At 74.3% G+C, this 17,045-nt stretch carries 13 protein-coding genes; 2 read left to right on the top strand and 11 right to left on the bottom strand.

Annotated elements, in window-relative coordinates; translation table 11 throughout:
* Window positions 1–47: 47 nt before the first annotated feature.
* Both ACFWXC_RS08780 and ACFWXC_RS08775 read right to left on the bottom strand, forming a co-directional pair.
* The gene (locus tag ACFWXC_RS08780) at window positions 48–2,768 is read right to left on the bottom strand and encodes a right-handed parallel beta-helix repeat-containing protein (RefSeq protein ID WP_384475259.1); all 2,721 of its coding nucleotides are present in this window, start codon (window positions 2,766–2,768) and stop codon (window positions 48–50) included.
* A complete protein-coding gene (locus ACFWXC_RS08775) occupies window positions 2,765–3,586 on the bottom strand; it encodes a hypothetical protein (RefSeq protein WP_384475256.1) in 822 nt (273 codons plus the stop codon). Before ACFWXC_RS08775 ends, ACFWXC_RS08780 begins: the two co-directional genes overlap by 4 nt.
* A 257-nt stretch (window positions 3,587–3,843) precedes the next feature.
* Here ACFWXC_RS08775 and ACFWXC_RS08770 point away from each other — a divergent pair, with 257 nt between their 5' ends.
* The gene (locus tag ACFWXC_RS08770; protein ID WP_384475253.1) at window positions 3,844–4,542 is read left to right on the top strand and encodes a response regulator transcription factor; all 699 of its coding nucleotides are present in this window, start codon (window positions 3,844–3,846) and stop codon (window positions 4,540–4,542) included.
* Window positions 4,543–4,695: 153 nt separating this feature from the next.
* Here ACFWXC_RS08770 and ACFWXC_RS08765 read toward each other — a convergent pair whose 3' ends face one another.
* From ACFWXC_RS08765 to ACFWXC_RS08730, 8 genes are all read right to left on the bottom strand, one after another.
* Window positions 4,696–6,090: an EsaB/YukD family protein gene (locus tag ACFWXC_RS08765; RefSeq protein ID WP_384475250.1), complete on the bottom strand. Its 1,395-nt coding sequence runs from the start codon at window positions 6,088–6,090 to the stop codon at window positions 4,696–4,698.
* Window positions 6,091–6,138: 48 nt separating this feature from the next.
* Window positions 6,139–6,462 (bottom strand): WXG100 family type VII secretion target, encoded by a 324-nt coding sequence (locus ACFWXC_RS08760; RefSeq protein WP_384475247.1) that lies wholly within the window; start codon window positions 6,460–6,462, stop codon window positions 6,139–6,141.
* Window positions 6,463–6,526: 64 nt separating this feature from the next.
* On the bottom strand, window positions 6,527–6,850 hold the full coding sequence (locus ACFWXC_RS08755) for a WXG100 family type VII secretion target (RefSeq protein WP_384475244.1): 324 nt from the start codon (window positions 6,848–6,850) through the stop codon (window positions 6,527–6,529).
* A gap of 205 nt (window positions 6,851–7,055) precedes the next feature.
* Window positions 7,056–9,626: a hypothetical protein gene (locus tag ACFWXC_RS08750; RefSeq protein WP_384475241.1), complete on the bottom strand. Its 2,571-nt coding sequence runs from the start codon at window positions 9,624–9,626 to the stop codon at window positions 7,056–7,058.
* A gap of 122 nt (window positions 9,627–9,748) precedes the next feature.
* On the bottom strand, window positions 9,749–12,268 hold the full coding sequence (locus ACFWXC_RS08745; protein WP_384475238.1) for a hypothetical protein: 2,520 nt from the start codon (window positions 12,266–12,268) through the stop codon (window positions 9,749–9,751).
* Window positions 12,269–12,470: 202 nt separating this feature from the next.
* Window positions 12,471–12,908, bottom strand: a complete 438-nt coding sequence (locus ACFWXC_RS08740) for a nuclear transport factor 2 family protein (protein ID WP_384475236.1) — start codon at window positions 12,906–12,908, stop codon at window positions 12,471–12,473.
* A gap of 64 nt (window positions 12,909–12,972) precedes the next feature.
* Window positions 12,973–13,809, bottom strand: a complete 837-nt coding sequence (locus tag ACFWXC_RS08735; protein WP_384475233.1) for a hypothetical protein — start codon at window positions 13,807–13,809, stop codon at window positions 12,973–12,975.
* On the bottom strand, window positions 13,809–15,032 hold the full coding sequence (locus ACFWXC_RS08730) for a Glu/Leu/Phe/Val dehydrogenase dimerization domain-containing protein (protein WP_384475230.1): 1,224 nt from the start codon (window positions 15,030–15,032) through the stop codon (window positions 13,809–13,811). The genes ACFWXC_RS08735 and ACFWXC_RS08730 overlap by 1 nt, the downstream gene beginning before the upstream one ends.
* Window positions 15,033–15,258: 226 nt before the next feature.
* Here ACFWXC_RS08730 and ACFWXC_RS08725 point away from each other — a divergent pair, with 226 nt between their 5' ends.
* Window positions 15,259–15,759, top strand: a complete 501-nt coding sequence (locus ACFWXC_RS08725; protein WP_384475227.1) for a MarR family winged helix-turn-helix transcriptional regulator — start codon at window positions 15,259–15,261, stop codon at window positions 15,757–15,759.
* 63 nt (window positions 15,760–15,822) lie between these two features.
* Here the strand turns inward: ACFWXC_RS08725 and ACFWXC_RS08720 are convergent, their stop codons facing one another.
* Window positions 15,823–16,953: an ABC transporter permease gene (locus ACFWXC_RS08720; RefSeq protein WP_384475224.1), complete on the bottom strand. Its 1,131-nt coding sequence runs from the start codon at window positions 16,951–16,953 to the stop codon at window positions 15,823–15,825.
* Between the last annotated feature and the right edge of the window lie 92 nt (window positions 16,954–17,045).

Raw genomic sequence — 17,045 nt, 5'->3', positions numbered from 1 at the left:
TTCTCGGCCGGGCGCCGTTCCGTGTGCCCTGCTGCCCTGCCGGTACCTCACTCCACGGCGACGGCCGGCAGGTCGCCGGGGAGCAGGGTCACCAGGTCGTCGGTCGTCGGCTCGACCAGTTCCACGACCCGCTGCGCGTGCCGTTCCGTCATTCGCTGGAAGATCTGGCGGGCGGTACGGCCGTTGCCGAAACGGTCGTCGCGGACGAGCGCGCCGAAGTAGCCGAGCAGGGCCTCGCGGGTGTCCTGCGGCAGCTCGTACTCGTGCTTGGCCGCGTGGAACTCGACGATGCGGCCCAGTTCCTCGCTGCCGTAGTCGTCGAACATCAGGGTGCGGGTGAAACGGGAGGCCAGACCCGGGTTGATGTCGACGAAGCGTTCCATCTCGTCGGGGTAGCCGGCCACGATGATCACGACGTCGTCCCGGTGGTCCTCCATCAGTTTGACCAGGGTGGCGATGGCCTCGCGGCCGTAGTCGTTGCCCTGCCCGGCCGGGGTGAGCGCGTAGGCCTCGTCGATGAACAGGACGCCGCCCAGGGCGCGTTTGAAGACGGCGGTGGTCTTGGGCGCGGTGTGGCCGACGTACTCGCCGACCAGGGAGCCGCGGTCGGCCTCGATCAGGTGGCCGCGGGAGAGCAGGCCGAGGGCGGCGAGGATACGGCCGTACAGGCGCGCCACCGTCGTCTTGCCGGTGCCGGGGTTGCCGGCGAAGACCAGGTGCCGGCTGAGCGGCGGGGCGGCGAGGCCGGCCTCGGTGCGCTGGCGGACCAGCTGCATGACCTTGACCATGGTGCTGACGTCCTGTTTGACGCTCTCCAGGCCGATCAGGTCGTCGAGTTCGGCCAGCACCTCGGAGAGGCTCTCCGCTCGGGTCTGCCGGGTTCCGGTGCTCTTGGACTCCGGCGTCGAGGAACCGCCGGCCCGCCCGCCGGGCGCCACCGCGAGCGCCCCGGCGCCCGGTGCGGGCAGCGGTTCGCCGCCGCCCAGTGCCTCCTCCGGCATCGTGCTGATCTTCACGTCGTCGACCCGGCAGCGCTCCATCACCGGTTCGGCGCCGTCGGCGAGTTTGAGGTCCTCGTCGGTGTCGTGGATACGGCAGCCGCGCAGCAGGGGCGTCGCCGCGCTGCCGACGTAGACGGCGGGGAAGCCGGTGGCGCTGATGTCGCAGTCCTCGAAGCGGCCGGCGGCGTTGTCGGCGATGTAGAGGCCGTTCTTCGCGGTGCCGGTGACGGTGGTGCCGCGGACCCGGGGCGCGGCCTTCGCCTGGACGACGAGGCCGGTGCCCTTGGTGTCGGTGATGGAGCAGTCGGTCAGCCAGGCGGCGGCGCCCTCCCGGACGAAGACCCCGGCGGCGCCGGTGCCGGTGACGCGGGTGTCGACGACGAGCGCGGCGGTGCCCGCGCCGATGTCGATGCCGACGCCGGAGCAGGAGCTGACGGAACAGTCGTCGACGAGGGGACGGTGCTCGGTGCGCAGTCCGATGCCGGTGGCGGCCTTGGTGATCCGGCAGCCGCGGGCGGACAGGTCGCCGCCGTCCACCTCGATGCCGCACAGCTCGGTGTCGTCGATCTTGGTGTCGATGAGGGTCAGCAGGGCCTGGTCCACGCTGCGCAGCCCGTGTTCCGGGGTGCCCTGGACGCGGCTGTCGTGGAGGGTCACCCGGCTGCCGTCGCCGGCGTGGACACCGGTGTAGGCGGAGACGGTGACGGCGCAGTCGGTGAGGGTGAGGTGGGCGGTTTCGGAGGCGTAGACGCCGTTGGCGCCGGAGCGGGTGAAGGCTCCGCCACGTACCTCCACCTGTGCCTCGCCGCCGGCCGCGAGGCCGGAGCCGGTGGTGTCGGTGGTGGTGGTGTCCTGCAGCCGCAGCCGGCCGGCGCCGGTGGCGACGACGCCGGCCGCACGGATGTCGCTGATCCGGCAGTCGATGAGGGAGGCGACCGCGCGGCCGGTGACGTGCACCGCGTCCCGGCCGGTGCGGGCGATCTCGCAGCCGCGCAGGGCGACCCCGAACTCGCCCCCGGCGGACGGCGCTTCACCGGCCGTGTCGTCGTCGGGGGCGGTGTCGGCCCCGGCATCGCCGGTGATGACGATTCCCCCGGCCTCGCTGTCCCCGATCCGGCAGGTGCGCAGCACGGGCCGGGCGCTGTCGTCCACGGCGACGGCGGCCGCCCCGGTGTGGGTGACGGCGCACAGCTCCAGGGCGGCGCGGGCCGCGCCGGTGATCCGGATGCCGTGGCCGCCGGTGCGGGTCACCGAGACCCGGGTGAGGGTGGGGGCCGCGCCGTGGTCCACCAGGATGCCGACGGCGTCCACGTCGCTGATGCCGGTGTTCTCGACCACGGCCCGGCTGTCTCCGGCGAGATAGAGGCCGATGTCGCCGGTGTGGTGGAGTTCGCAGTCCCGGAAGACGGGGGTGGCGGTGCCGGTGACCTGGGCGCCGGCACCGATGATCTCGCAGCCGGAGATCTCCACCGCGCCGGCGGTGACGAGGACGGCGGGTTCCTTGCCGCGTCCTTCGAGGACCAGGCCCTGCACCCGGCCGCCGGGGCTCTGCACGGTGAGTGCCGGGCCGTGGGCACCGGCGACGATCTTCACCGTGCCGCGGCCCTTCTCCGCGGCGAGGGTGATGTCGCGGTCCAGGACGACGCTCTCGGTGTAGGTGCCGGGCTGGACGGAGATCACGGCCCCCTCGGGGGCCTCGCGGACGGCGGCGACGATGGTCTTGTACGTGCCCCAGCCGCGGGGGGCGACGCGCAGCCCGGCCGTCACGTCGAGGTGCAGGTGAGCCGCACCTGCGCGGCGGCGACATGGACACCCTCGGCCGCGTCGGCGCTCTCGGCACCGGCGTCCACGAGCTTGACGGTCACCCGGCCGGTCCGGACGGTGAACGAGGGGGAGGTGAACCAGCGGCCCTGCTGCTTCTTGCCGACCTGGTCGACCATGAAGCCGCCGAGCGCCTTTTGCTGCTTGTCCGTCTCGGCGCCGGCGGTGTAGTCGTCGCCGTAGTAGTAGAAGTACGCGGGTGAGCCGCCAACCAGGGTGCGGGAGGAGTTGGTGGGCACGAAGCTGGAGATCCGGCAGGACGCGACGGTGAAGCGGGAGCTGAAGTCGTACTTCCACAGGGCGTACCGGCTTGCGTCGAAGGCGCTCGCCTTGCCGGAGACCGGCATGGAGAGGTAGCCGCCGGTGCAGGCCTCGCCGGTGTAGGCGCCGCTGTCCGACTGGGTCCAGGCGGTGGTGCCGTCCGCGTCGGTCCCGGTGGAGTAGCCGTACGCGGCGAAGCTGGTCGAACCGTCGCTGCTCGCCGCGCAGTCGGGGCCGGCGATGGCCTTCCAGGTCTGTCCCGAGCTCTGGCCGCCGGCCTGGTAGGGCGTGGCGTCCGGGCTGGGGGCGATGGGTTTGACCTCGCTGGGCAGTGCGAAGGCCGGGCCGCCGAGCGCGCCGTACACCAGCGCGCCGAGGGCGACGGCGAGGAGCGTGGAGACGCTCACCACGAGCATGCGCTTGCCGGTCAGGCCTCGCGGGTCCTCCGGCCGTACGGATTCGGCGAATGCGGAGGAGAACTCGCGCCAGTCCTCATCAATCATGCGGGAAAGCACCCCTCAATGTTGAGTGTCTGAATAATCCTGGGAAAGGCAAAGGGAAAGGGACGGCCGGATGAATGGCCGCGGTGCGGGCGCACGGGTGGGCTACTCGGCCGCAAGGCACCCAACTTGAGTTACGTACGAGGTCACGGGCAGGTTCACGTGTTTTCTCTCACGGGGCCCAGAGCGGGGATGGGGGCTGACGCGGCGGCTACGTTCTTACTCAGGAACTCCCCGAACCTGACAATGGCAGGAGCGCAATGTCCCCCCAGATTTCTCAGATCGCCGTTGTCGAGCAGCACAGCCTGGTGCGCCTGGGTCTGGAGACCCTGCTCTCCGGCAGCGCGCTGCTGCGGGTGGTCGCGCTGGCCACGGACCCCGCGGAGCTGCCGGAGGCCGACGCGCAGCGCCTGGACGTCATCGTCTACGGCGCTCCGCCGCAGCCCGGACCGTCGCTCGCCCAGACCGTCGCCGCCCTCACGCAGTGCGGACGGGTGCTGGTGGTCGCCGACTTCGCGGGCTGGCAGCCGGTGACCGACGCGCTGCGCGCCGGGGCCTACGGCTGTGTCGGCAAGCAGGCGGGCGAGCAGGAGTTGCTGCGCGCGGTCGAGACGGTCGCGCTGGGCGGTCTGCACATCGCGCCCGGCCTCGCCACCCGGCTCCACCACGAACTGCGGCAGCCCGCCGGCACGCCCGCCCCGGCCCTCGCCCACCGGGAGCGGGAGGCGTTGCGGCTGCTGGCCACGGGGCTGACGCACGGTCAGATCGCCCGTCGGATGGGCCTGACGGAGGCCACGGTCAGCACCTACGTGAAGCGGATCAGGAACAAGCTGAACGTCCGCAACAAGGCGGACCTCACCCGGAAGGCGATCGAACTCGGCCTGCTCCAGGAGGACGAGTTCCGCAGCCCCGCGCTCGCCGGCGGCTTCTCCCCCGCCGGGTACTCCTCCGCCGCCTGACATCGCACCACGCCCTTTCCACGGTAAAGCCGTCAGGCCCCGCGTTATGAAGCTCCGTCGTGACCGCCGACCCGCACAGCCTTGTGCGGGTCGGCGGTCACAGTCGTACGGCCATACGGCCGTGTGGCCATACGGCCGTATGGTGACGACTCGTCAGATGTGGTGCCCCAGGCTGACGATGGCGCCGAACGCGCCGAACGTCGCCACCGTCAGGGCGACACTGCCGCCGGCCAGTACCGAGCCGAAGCCGGCCAGCCACCGGGGCCGTGCCATCGCCGGCAGGTCCGGGCGGCGCATCATGCGCCGGAATCCGTAGACCAGGAGCACGGCCGCGGTCAGGGCGCTGCACACGGGCCCCAGCCAGCTCCCCGAGCCGAAACGCTCGGGGCCGGTGATCAGCAGGGTGAACAGCCCGGCCGTACCGGCCACCAGCAGCGGCACCACCTCGGCGACCAGCCGGGCCGACCCGGCGCGCAGCAGGACCGCGAGCCCCAGCAGCCCGGCCGCGAGGTTGGCGTACGGGGAGCCGGAGGCCGCCATGACCACCAGCCCGCCGCCGAGGACCAGGCTCAGGGCGCCGCTCCAGGTCGCCAGCAGGACGGTCGCGGCGCGTACGGCGTGGGCGACCTCGTCGTCACGGGGCTCCTCCTGCACCCGCATCCTGACCCGCCGCCAGGTGAAGGCCACGGTGCCGCTGACAGCCGAGGGCACGACGGTGAGCAGGGCGAACGCGACCACGGCGACCACGCAGGCCGTCTGGATCCCGCTGGCCCGCAGCGCCGCGAGGACGATGCCGAGCACCGCCGCGACGGCGGCCGTGAACAGGGTGGCGGAGGTGGTCACCGCCGGCGCCGCCACGGCGGCGAGGAAGGCGCCGAGCAGCGCGCCGAGGGCCAGGGCCGCCACGGCCAGCCCGGTCCTGGTCATGACGCCTTCCACACCGAGCTGTTCGGTGCCGTAGCCCAGGGCTGCGGACCAGGCGCACAGGGCCAGCGCGGGCACCGCGCACAGGGCCATCGTCATCCGCAGAGCCGCCGGGACGGACCAGCCGCGCTCCATCGCGACCCACGCCAGCACGGGCAGGGCGAGCCCCGCGGCCAGCGCGAGGTCGAGCAGGACGCCCGTGCCCGGGCGGTGCCGGGCGGCGAGCACGAACAGGGTGGCGACGAGCCAGCCCAGGGCGAGCGCGGTCAGGGTGTAGGTGCGGGAGCGGACGTCCCACCGGCGGTCCAGGGCGCCCTCGGAGACCTCGGCGACCCGCTCGGCGACGTCGTGCACGACCGGGTCGTCCAGCTCGTCGGCGGTGGCGTCACGCAGGTAGAGAACCTGCCCGTCGGTGACGCCCAGTTCCGAGAGCGACCACTCCGGGGCGAAGGCACTCCCGGTCGCCGCGCCCAGGGTCCAGGCCGCCGGCATGATGTCGGACTCCCGCTGGTCGCACAGGCGCGCCAGGGTGTCCGCGTAGCTCACGATCGGGGCGCCGGCCGGGACCGCGAGGTCCACCTTCCGGCGCTCGCCGACGACGGTGATACGGCAGTGCTCATCCACGATGACGATTCCTCAGGATGCAGGGGTGTTCCGCCGCTGGGGCGACGGTCAGCGGTGCTGCCAGGTGCGGGAGTTGGCCCACTCGGCCTCGGAGTAGTTGTTCCAGTTGACGTGCATCGCGTTGGCGATCTCGCCGAGCACGCCGCCCGGACCGAAGAGACCGTTGGCGGCGTAGTTCCACTCCGCTTCCAGGCCCTCGAAGTACTGCTGTGCGGCGCCGTTCCAGTCCCCGCCGGCGAGGACCGGCTGAAGCTTGTTGATGAGGTCGTGGAGCTCGTCCGCGATGGTCTTGGCGAGGCCGTTGATGTACGCGCCCGAGCCGGCGAGTTCCTCCCTGACCACGATGTTCGAGCCGTCGATGTTTCCTGCCATGATCACTCCCTGGTGTTGCCGGATGCTGTGTGGGTCGGTCGGGGACCGCTGGTTCGACGGTCTGTCAGCCGAGGTTCGCGCTCGGCATGCCGGCCTCGATGTTGTTGATCGAGGTGATGTTCTGCTGCTCGGTCTCGGTGTAGTTGACGTAGTTGCCGCGCAGCCCGCTGGCGATGTCGGTGAGTGCGTCGTGGAGCATGCGGGAGTAGATGTCGTACTCCTGCATGAGGGCCTGGAAGGTGTCCTGGGCGATGCCCTGCCACCAGCCCTCCATGTTGACCACGTAGGACTTGAGGGTCGAGAGCTGTCCGTCGATCTCCGCCGCCGTGCTGTCGCACGACGTCGCCGCCAGCGAAATCTGCTCCGGTGTCACCTTGAAGTCGGTCACCGTACTGCTCCTCTCCGGGTGGCCTGATACCGGTCCAGTTCAGCGTCGCAGCGGAGGCGGGAGGTCGACAGATCCCCGTTCCGGTGTCCCCGGGACCCGGCGGACGGTGTCCCGATCCGGGGCGGTGCGACGGCGGGCATGCCGGAAGTCCCCTGCACTGCAGGGGACTTGATGTGACGTCATATATCGGCTCGGGCCCGGGCGTTCAGGGACCCTCGCCCACGGGGCCGGCGCACCGCTCCGGCCAGCCTCCGCCGCCGGTCTGGCCGCCCCGGCCGCGCAGCGCCTCGTCCAGGCCGGCGAGCGCGGCCCGGTCGGCCTCGCCCAGTTCGGCGTTCGTGTCCTGGCCCGGTGCGGACGCCGGTGCCCCGCCCGAGGCGGGCAGTTCGCGCAGCAGGACGACCGGGGACGGCCCGGCGCGCCGTACGTCGAGGATCATGAAGGGTGTGCCGGGGGCGAACACCACCTCCTGGACCTCCTCGGGCCCGTCGGGGGCGTGGAACAGCGGCCGGGCGAGCCGGCCGGTCACCGACCAGATCGCGTACCGCGGGCCGGGCGGCCGGCCCGCTCCCCCGGCCGCTCGCACCCCGCTGAGCGGAGCGCGGTCCCGCAGTACGGTGCCGGGGCGCAGCGGGTCGTTCTCCGGGTCCTCCGCGTGCGGCAGCGCGGAGCCCGCGCCGCGCAGGACCGCGCCCCGGTGCGTCGGCAGCCGGCGCAGCGCCGACACCAGACAGGCGGCGAACGGCAGGAGCCGGTCGTCGCGGCCGTGGCAGGCCGCGGCCAGCGCGAGGTGGTCGAGCAGGCCGCCCGCCTCGTCGAGGTAGAGCCGAAGCGCCGTCAGGTCCGCTTCGGCGGCTTCCCGTTCGGCGTCGGCCATGGCCGGCAGCCTCCCGAGCGCGCGGGCGACGGCGGGCGCGTGCCGCTCCCAGGCCGGTCCGGCGAGCAGCCGCAGGGCCGTGTGCTCCGCGGGACTGCTGCGGTGGCCGGCGCGGAAGGACGACCGGGCGGGCGCCGGCCGTACCGGCTCGGTGGCGTCGGGCCGGGCCGGGCCCGGCCGGGGTGTCCGCCCCTCCGCGGAGACGGCGGCCGGTGCGGGCCGCCGCCTCAGGTACTCCCACGCCTCGTCGAGATCGGGCCCGGCGGGCGGGTCGGGGACCACCGGTTGCCGGGGCGCCGCGAGCTCCTCCCGCCCCCGGATCAGATGCTCCCAGGCTCCGGCGAGATCCGGCGCGGCGACCGGATCGGCGGCGGTACGGGGCACGGCCGATGTCGCGACCGGATCGGCGGAGGCGCGGGATACGGCCGGTGTGGCGACCGGACCGGTCGAGGTGCGGGGCACGGCCGGGTTCGCCGTGGTGCGGGGCACGGCCGGGTTCGCCGTGGTGCGGGGCACGGTCGGTGTGACTTCGGCGACGGGGGTGCGCGCGTACGGGACGACCTCGGCCCCGCCGGACGCGGCCGGTGCCGGGGTCGACGGGGCCCGGGTGCGCACGCCGTGGCGGGTAGCCAGTCCGTGCAGTGCGGGAGCATCGTCCGCGGTGGTGCCGTACACCTGGAGCGTGGCGCTCGCACACACCTGCGGCGGCAGCGAGCCCAGCAGGCGGTCCAGCGCGGGCCACAGCGAGTGGTCCGGCCGCTCCCCCGGGACACCGGCCTCGACGACCGGTCCCTCCGGAGCCACCGCGAGTCCCGTACCCGGGCTGACGGCACCGTGCGCACCGACCCACAGCCCCGCCCGGGTCACCGTCACCCACCAGCGGTCGGTGAGCCGGACCGCGCCGTCCGGCGTGCCGTCCACGCCGGGGAGCGGTGCCGAACAGCCCAGCAGCCGGGGTTCCCGGGCGGGGTGGCACTCGGCGGCGTTGACGAACGGCAGCCAGCCGGGGGCGCCGTCCGCTCCGAGCACGACGGATCGGACACCGCGGGTGCCTCCGGACGGGCCGACGGTGAGCAGTGGCAGCCCGGTGGCGGCCACCACCGCGGCGCCGAGCCGGCCGGCCACGTGCTGGGCGAGCGGCAGCAGGTCACCGGGGCCGCCGGGCGCCAACCGCACGCCGTCGCGCACCGGTTCGGGCAGGACGGACAGCAGAGCGGCGACGTCGTCCGCCGCCACCTCGTCTCCCGGCAGGCCGCCCACCACCACGGTGAGCCGCCGGGGGTCGAGCGGAACGGTGTGGTACAGATCGCCCGGAGCCGTGCCGGGCGCCCGCGCGGGCCGCAGCAACAGGCCTGCGGGGATCCGCTCGATCACGTGCCCGCCCGCGGTGTGTCCGGGAACCGCGTCGAGCGCGACCTCCCACGCGGGTCGCGGGCAGCGCGCGCCGATCGGCACCGGGGAGGCGGCACCGGGGGCGAACCCCAGCCAGCCGCCGGGGGCGTACAGCGAGCCACCGGGCACGCTGTGCACCGCGGCGGCGGGAGCCTCCACGGTGACGCCCCAGCCGTCGGCGATCCGCCGGGCCAACGCCGGGTGGCCCGGGCGTTCCGCGCCGGTGCCCGCCATCGCCAGGCGTACGGCGGTACGGCCGGACGCGCGCAGCGAGTCCAGCAGTCCGCTCAGGCGGGGCCAGAAGTCCGCCTGCGCCATGGTCCCCGGGTCGGAGAGCAGCGTGACCGTCGGGTCGCCGGCCCAGCGCAGCACGCGCACGAGGTCGTCGACATCGGCATCGCCCGCCGGCGCGGGGGTACCGGAGCGCAGCACCAGCAGGCGGTCGTGCTCCTCGATGCGTACCGCCGCGTCACCCACGGCGGCCCGGCCGGTGGTTGCCTGTGCCATCCCCGCTCACTTTCGGGTCGCTGTCGGGGCGCGGTGCGGGCTACGACGCCGGTACGGCCGTCCGGCGCACGGTCGGCATCCTCCGCCGCGGCGCCGCGCACCCGTTCCTGGTCCGTTCCGCATCAGGAACGTCCCGCCACGGCCGAGCACGAAGTGGCGGCCACGGCCTCGTCGCCCCGGCCGACCACCGACGACTGCGGCGACAGGACACCGGTGTTCCTCGCCGGCCTGGCCGCCACCACCGGAACGAGCTCCCGCGGCGCAACCACCCGCCGCACCCGCGCAGCGGCGCCGGTGGCGGCATCGGCATCGCCGGCTGCCGGGGGCATCCGCGCCTCGACGACGGTCGCGGGCATCCGCGACTCCGCGAGGGCCGAGGGCGTCCGCGACTCAGCAGCCGCCGGAGGCCTCCGCGCCTCGATGACGGCCTGCGACGACCGCGACGCCGCGGCAGCCGCAGGCGCCTGAGACTCGCCGACAGCCGAAGACGACCGCGACCCGCCGACAGCCTGCGGCGTCCGCGACCCGGTGGCCGCCGCGGTCGCCCCAGGCTCGCTCACGGCCGTACCAGTCCCCGGCTCGCTGACAGCCGCAGGCGGTCGATGTCCGCTGATTTCCGGGGGCGTCCGGTGGTGATCGTGGGCCGCCGCCGGGGTCGTCACCGGGACCGGTACGGCGGACGGCAGGTGTGGGGCGGGCGGCGTGGCGTGCGCGGTCTCCAGCTGCTCCCGGTAGCGTTCCGCGGCGCGCAGCCAACGGTCGTTCGGGCCCGGCACCTTCTGCCGCAGGGAGATGATCGACGGCGCGATGCGCAGGGCGAGGGCGATGTCGGCGGTGTCCCGCCAGCAGGCGTCCGCGTTGCCGGCGGCCTGCTCGGCGTCCACGCTGTCCATCCCGGCGGTCACCAGCAGGCTGAACGCCACCCGCCGGTAGAGGTCCGCCGCGAGGGCGTTGTGTCCGGCCAGCCGCATCACGTGCGCCCTGATCTGACGGATCTGCAGTGACGTGGGGTGCTCCGAGCCGTGGGCGGTGAACGCCTCGCGTTCGAGGGCGGTGGCGAGGGTCGTGGCGTCGTCGTAACGGCCCCCGTTGGCGGCCTGCACGATGCCGCCGATCCGCTCGCGGTAGCGGGAGAACCCGTCCGGCGCGGGTGCCTCCCCGGCGGGCGCGGCAGCGGCCTGCGCGTCGGCGGCCGGTTCGGGCAGGGCGTCCGGGTCGGCGCCGGCGGTCGGCGGCCACAGCATCCGGACGCCGTGCTGCACGGCGAGCCTGCGCAGCATCCGGCTCTCCTCCGCCGAGCGGCCGGGGGCGTGCAGGACGGCGTACTCGCGTGCCTCGGGATCGAGGTAGTCGAGCACATGCGACAGGGCGGACCAGCAGGTCTCGTCGAGCGGCTGGTCCGACGAGCCGATCTCGACGGCGAGTTGGTCCGCGAGCACGGGGCGGTCGGCGAGCGGCAGGGGCTGTCCGACGGGGCCGAGGGCGAGCCCGGACCGGGTCATGGCGACCTGCCACCGCTCCGACAGCCGGACCACTCCCGCGTCCTGTTCCCGGGCGTCGGGCACCGGGGAGCGCCAGCGCAGCAGCCGGGGACCGGGGGCGTCGTCATCGTCGCCGGACGCGGCGGGGCGGCAGACCACGGCTTCGACGTAGGGCCGCCAGGTGGGCCGGCCCGTGCCGTCGACGAGGACCGACCCGGGAACGGCGTCGTCGTCGGCGGCGGCGTCCGGCGCCACGGCCCGGGCCGCCAGGGGCGGGCCGGTCAGCACCTCCACCTCGACGTCCAGCGCGTCGGCGACCTGCTGGACGGCGGGCAGCAGGTCGCCTTCGGCGCCGGGTGCGACACGGATCCGCGCGCGCACCGCGGCCGGCAGCGCGGCGAGCAGCGCGGCCAGGTCGTCGGCGGGGATCCGGGCGCCGCCACCGGGTCCCGGCACGCCGACCAGCACGGTCGGGTGGCCGGTGTCGACGGGCACCGCGTGGCACAGCGCGCCGGGGGCGGGCGGCGGTGTCCCCGGGTGCTGGAGCAGGACACCGGCGGGGACGGGACGGACGGTGTATCCACCGACGGTGCGTTCGGGCAGCGCCGCGAAGGCGGTCTGCCAGCCGGGAGCCGGATGGCGGGCGCCGAGCGGTGTCGGCTCCGTGCCGGGCTGGAAGAGCTGCCAGCCGCCGGACGGCTCGGCGGGGTCGGGGACGAAGAGGCTGCCGCCGGGGACGAGCAGCGCGCTGCCCTCGGGGGCGATCACGCCGAACCCCCAGGCGTCGGCGATCCGCTGGGCCAGCGCGGGCCGGTCGGCGCCCCCGCTGCCCGCGCCCGAGACGACCAGGCGCAGGGTGGTCGTTCCGTTCTCCCGGAGCGTGTCGAGGACGTCGCCGAGCCGGGTCCACAGCGCGGGCGGCACCGGGCCGTCCACGCCGACGACGACGGTGGCGACGGTCTGGCCCCCTTCGGCGCCCAGGGACCGGGCGAGTTCGGCCACGTCGTCCGGGCCGGGGACGGCTTGTTCGGTGGGGCGCAGCAGCGTCAGCCCGTCGTACTGGTCGACGAGGACGGGCGTGTCGAGCTCTCCCGCCGTGCCGTCGGGCTGCTGGCCCCGGCCCGGTGCCAAGCGCGTGAAGAGAGTGCCCCAGCGGGACATGAACTGCTCCTTCCGTGACGGCATGCCGCCCTGCGCGGGCGTACGTCCATGGGCGGCCTGCCGTCCCTGCGGTGCACGCCGCCCGCGTGCGGGGGGTCCGCCGTGGTTGACGGTCCCCGCTGCGACGGGCCGGCCGCGCGGGTTCCCGGCCGCCTCCGCATACAGCTACGGATGACCGGCAAGATCGGTTCGCCGCTCGCGGCTACTCCGGATCGCCCGGTACCGGCCGGTCCGGGTCGAGCGGTGGGACGGCGGCCGGTGACAGGTGCTCGTGCACGCCGAGCCAGCGGCCGTCGGCCTCCCGGCGGAAGACGATGGTCTCCCGTTCGTGGAGGGTCTCCTCGCCGGCGTCGGTGGAGATCCGGGTCTCGACGGAGTGGGTGAACACCGCGGTGTCACCCAAGAGTTGGACCATCCGGTCGTAGGAGAGGCAGTTCAGCACCCGGAAGCCGTCCTCCAGCACCCAGCGCGCCATGACCCGCCGGTACTCGGCGACGGACTCGATGCGCTGCTCGGCGGTGTGGAAGACGAAGGTCGCGTCCGGGGCGAAGGTCGTGAAGTAGTCGTTCAGGCGTCCCTCGGCGTAGGCGGCCACGAGGTCGTCGGCGGCCTGGAGCACCTGTTTCTGGTCGTCGCTCATGTCGGTGTCTTTCGGGAGGAGGAAGAGGAGAAAGGGGAGGAAGGGAATGGGTCGGCGGGCGGCGCTAAACGGCCACGAGGAGCAGCGCCCCGGCACCCAGGCACAGCCCGAGTGCCTGAGGTACCGTCACGCGTTCGCCGTCGAGCACCAGCGCGAGCACCACGGTGGCCGCCGGGTAGAGGGACACGATCGGTCCGACCACGCTCAGCAGACCCTGGTCCGTCGCGAACAGGCAGAAGGCGAAGGCGGCCGAGTCGAGCACCCCGGCCAGCACCACGGGCAGCCACGGCACGGGCGCGCCGCCCGCCTTCGGCCACCCGCGCAGCGCGCCAGGGGCCACGCACAGGATGGAGACGGCGCGGGCGCCCACCAGGGGCCACAGGCCGGCGTCCGGTCCCGGATGGGAGATGAACACCAGCTGGAGTCCGAGCGCGCCGCCGGTCGCCAGGGCCAGCAGCAGGGTGCGCGTGGCGACGGTGGCCCGGCGGATCCGCCCGGCCTGGCTCACCAGGGCGATCGAGAGCACCGCGCAGCAGACCCCGCACAGCGCGAGCGGGCCGGGCGCCGTCTGGACGGCCAGTCCGACCACCAGGGGTACGACGGCCGCCGTCACCGCCGTGACGGGTGCCACCAGCACGATGCCCTCGGCCGCCAGCGTCCGGTAGAGCAGCACCAGCCCCAGCAGGCCGAGGGCTCCGGCCCCGAACCCCCAGGCGAGGGCGGACAGTCCGGGCCCGTGCTCGGTGGTCGCCGCCAGCCAGACGGCGACCACCGGGAGGGACAGCACCTGGGAGAGGAACACGACCCGCGCGGCCGGTACGGTCCGCGAGGCCCTGGCGCCGCAGTAGTCCGCCGCGCCCCAGCCGAGCGCCGCCACGGCGGCCAGCAGTGTGGTGACCATCAAGCACGCGTCCGGCTCAGCAGCACGTCGCGTCTGGCGTCGGCCAGGTAGCGGGCCGCCTGGCGGGGCGTGCACACGGCGTCCTCGGCGAGCTTCAGCGTCTCCGTCACCAGGTCGCGCAGGGCTCCGCGCACCTTGGACAGCGAGGAGGCGGCGTCCGGGGCGACATCGCCGTAGAGCACCCACCACCACCAGGCGTTGGTCCCGGAGTTGGCCACGACGTCGGGTACGACGACACAGCCGCGGGCGCGCAGCCGCTCCTCCGCGCCCGCTGTCACGGGCAGGTTCGCCGCCTCCACGACGTAGCGGGCCGCGACCCGGTCCTGGTTGGCCTCGTGGACGGTGTAGGAGGTCGCGGCCGGGACCAGCACGTCGGCCGCGAGCGACAGGCACGCGTCCCGGTCCAGGAGGACGTCGTCCGGACCGAGCCGGCCGCGGTCGATGGCTCCGTACGCCCGGCGGTGGCGCAGCATGTCCTCCACGGCCAGGCCACGCGGGTTGGCGACGGTGCCGTGGACGTCGGAGATGCCGACCACCCGGATCCCCGCCTCGTGCAGGAAGCGGGCCGTCGAGCCGCCCATGGCGCCGAAGCCCTGGACGACGGCGGTGGCGGACCTCCGGGAGACGCCGTCCCGGTCCAGGACGGTGAGGACCGCCTCCGCGACCCCGCAGCCGCCGACCAGTTCGGCGAGTCCGATGCCGTCGACCTCGACGGCGAACGCGTCGGCGAATCGTTTCCGCGCCGCCTGCGGGTCGTCGAGGGTGCGCACCACCGGGGCGATGCAGCCGTCCACGCCCAGCTCGCCGAGCACCTCGTCGATGAGTTCCGTCGTGGTACCGAGGTCGTCGCCGGTCGCCCAGTTGTTCTCCAGGTACGGCCGGATGAAGGCGAGGAAGCGGGAGAGCACGCCGCGCGCCTCGCTGCTGAGCGGGTCGCAGTCGATGCCGCCCTTGGCGCCGCCCATGGGGAGGTAGCGGCCCGTGGGGTCGTAGTGCAGCGCCTCCTTGACGCTCATCGCCGCCGCCAGTTCCCTGACCTCCTCGTGACGGCAGCCTTCGCGCATCCGCAGGCCGCCGCTGGCCAGGCCCCGGACGAGCCGGTCGATGACGAGGAAGCCCTGGCGTCCCGTGACGGGGTCGGTCCAGGTGAGTGACGCTTCGGGGGGTCGGGTTGCCGCGCCGCCGGCGCGGGCCGCGGGCGGGGTGAGAAGACCGCTGTTCACGGCGATGGGCTCCTAGGGAAAGCCGATGCGGACTGACCACGGAGCGCGCCACAGGCGGTCGTGGAAGACCCGGAAGCGGCCACTCACGCGCGCTCCGACGGTAGTTCCGGCCGTGGATCACTGGGCAGTCCCCTATTCCGGGGCGTGGCCGGCGCCCCTGTTGGGGACCCGCTCCGCGGTAGCCTCTCCCTGTTCGATCAACTGCACAGGTCACGCGAGGAACCCCATGAGCCAGCCGGAGACCACCGCCGGGACCACGGCACCGGCGGACGTACCCATGCCGGATTCCGTCGCGGCCGGCGCGCTCAATCACGCGATCCTCCGCGTGGCCCGTCTGCACCGCATGCTGGCCGGCCAGCTGCTGCGCCGGGTGGGACTCCACCCCGGCCAGGAACTGGTCATGATGCAGCTGTGGGACCGGGGCCCGCAGCGGCAGACCGACCTCGTCCGGCTGCTCGGCTCCGACGCCGCCACCATGACGCGCACCGTCCGGCGGCTGGAGAACGCGGGCTTCGTCCGCCGGTATCCCTGTGCCACCGACAAGCGGGCCACCATCATCGAGCCCACGGCGGCCAGCAACGCCCTGCGCGGTGAGGTGGAGCAGGTCTGGACGGACCTGGAGGCCGGTGTCGCCGAGGGCATGACCCCGGCCCAGCAGGCCGAGGCCGTCGAAGTCCTGAGCCGTATCGAGGAGAGCCTCGCCCGCGCCACGTCACAGCAGACCTGACCCGGATCGGGGCGGACATCCACGGCGAGGCCGGGCGGTCGCCGACGGCAGGGTGACAGGCCGTCAGCGCGCCACCGCGAGGTCCGCGGAGCCGGCCGGCTTACGGCGGGCGGCGACGCGGTCCAGGACGTACTGGAGGGTGAGGCAGCCCAGGCCCCAGGCGGCCAGGGTCGTGACGGCACCGGTGAGATGGGCGTCGTGGAAGTAGGCGGCGCCCCGGAGCCCGCGTACCGCCGCGGCCGGCGGCAGGACCGAGGCGAGCGGGGAGAGCCAGGCGGGCAGGAAGGTGGTCGGCAGGATGCCGCCGGAGGTGGCGTTGCCGAGGATCAGCAGGACCACGGAGGCGACGGGCATGCCGAGCGGCCCGAACACGCGCAGCAGCACTCCGGCGGCCGCGGCGGCCGCCCACGCCAGCAGGCCCACCAAGAGGGTGACCACGGCGAACGGGGCGGGCAGCGCGCTCAGGGCGGTGTGCCCGATCAGTGCCACCATCACGCCGGAGGCGGCGGCGAAGACCAGCATCGAGGCGACCCGGACGGTCAGTCGCAGGCGTGGCGCTATCTGGTAGGAGGAGACGGCGAAGAGGAAGCCGGCGAGCACCACGCCGAAGGCGGCGTAGAACACCGACAGTCCGCGGGAGTCGGCCGCCGCCAGGGGCAGTACGTCCTTCACCGGAAGCGGCTTGCCGACCGCGGCGGTCATCGCCGTGGCGAGGCTGGACACCGTGGACGGTCCCTGCGCGCCGGCGACCAGCAGTCGCGTGCCCCGGCCGTCGGCGACCAGGACGGCCGGAACCCGGTCGTGGACGACGGCCCGGCGGGCGGCCGCGGCGTCCGCGTACCGGTAGAAGGTGTACCCGTCCGGGGCCGCGTTGTTGAGGGCGAGTTCGGTGCGCGCGGCCACCTTGTCGGAGGCGGCGATGCCCACGGGCTGGTGGCGGGCCGACGGGGCGTGGAAGGCCGCGAGGTACACGGCGACGAACACGGTGCCTATCGCCAGCGCGGTGATCACCGGGACGAGTATCGCCTTCCGGGTGCCGGCGGCCGCCGCGAGCACCGGGGCGGGCAGTCCGGGTTCGGAGTCGACCAGCGCGTGCCTGGCGTGCCGTGCGTGATCGGCGGCGGGGTCGGCATCCGGAGGGTACGGGATCGGCTGGGGCGGCGCGCTGACAGAGGGCTGTATGCCGTGGTGCATGGGGCGAGGGCTTTCCGGGTCGGGCGGGGCACGGGGCCCTCGTGGTTTTCCGGGGTCGGGCTGGGCGAGGGGCCTTCGTGGCCTGTCGCGGA

This window comes from Streptomyces sp. NPDC058683, assembly GCF_042716195.1.
In the GTDB taxonomy this organism is placed as follows: Bacteria; Actinomycetota; Actinomycetes; order Streptomycetales; family Streptomycetaceae; genus Streptomyces.
This window is presented reverse-complemented; position numbering and strand designations above follow the sequence as displayed.

Excerpts from the sequence above, each read along its gene's own strand:
- ACFWXC_RS08775 (WP_384475256.1), bottom strand. The coding sequence starts at position 3,586 with ATGATTGATGAGGACTGGCGCGAGTTCTCCTCCGCATTCGCCGAATCC.
- ACFWXC_RS08770 (WP_384475253.1), top strand. The coding sequence starts at position 3,844 with ATGTCCCCCCAGATTTCTCAGATCGCCGTTGTCGAGCAGCACAGCCTG.
- ACFWXC_RS08760 (WP_384475247.1), bottom strand. The coding sequence starts at position 6,462 with ATGGCAGGAAACATCGACGGCTCGAACATCGTGGTCAGGGAGGAACTC.
- ACFWXC_RS08750 (WP_384475241.1), bottom strand. The coding sequence starts at position 9,626 with ATGGCACAGGCAACCACCGGCCGGGCCGCCGTGGGTGACGCGGCGGTA.
- ACFWXC_RS08745 (WP_384475238.1), bottom strand. The coding sequence starts at position 12,268 with ATGTCCCGCTGGGGCACTCTCTTCACGCGCTTGGCACCGGGCCGGGGC.
- ACFWXC_RS08740 (WP_384475236.1), bottom strand. The coding sequence starts at position 12,908 with ATGAGCGACGACCAGAAACAGGTGCTCCAGGCCGCCGACGACCTCGTG.
- ACFWXC_RS08735 (WP_384475233.1), bottom strand. The coding sequence starts at position 13,809 with ATGGTCACCACACTGCTGGCCGCCGTGGCGGCGCTCGGCTGGGGCGCG.
- ACFWXC_RS08725 (WP_384475227.1), top strand. The coding sequence starts at position 15,259 with ATGAGCCAGCCGGAGACCACCGCCGGGACCACGGCACCGGCGGACGTA.
- ACFWXC_RS08720 (WP_384475224.1), bottom strand. The coding sequence starts at position 16,953 with ATGCACCACGGCATACAGCCCTCTGTCAGCGCGCCGCCCCAGCCGATC.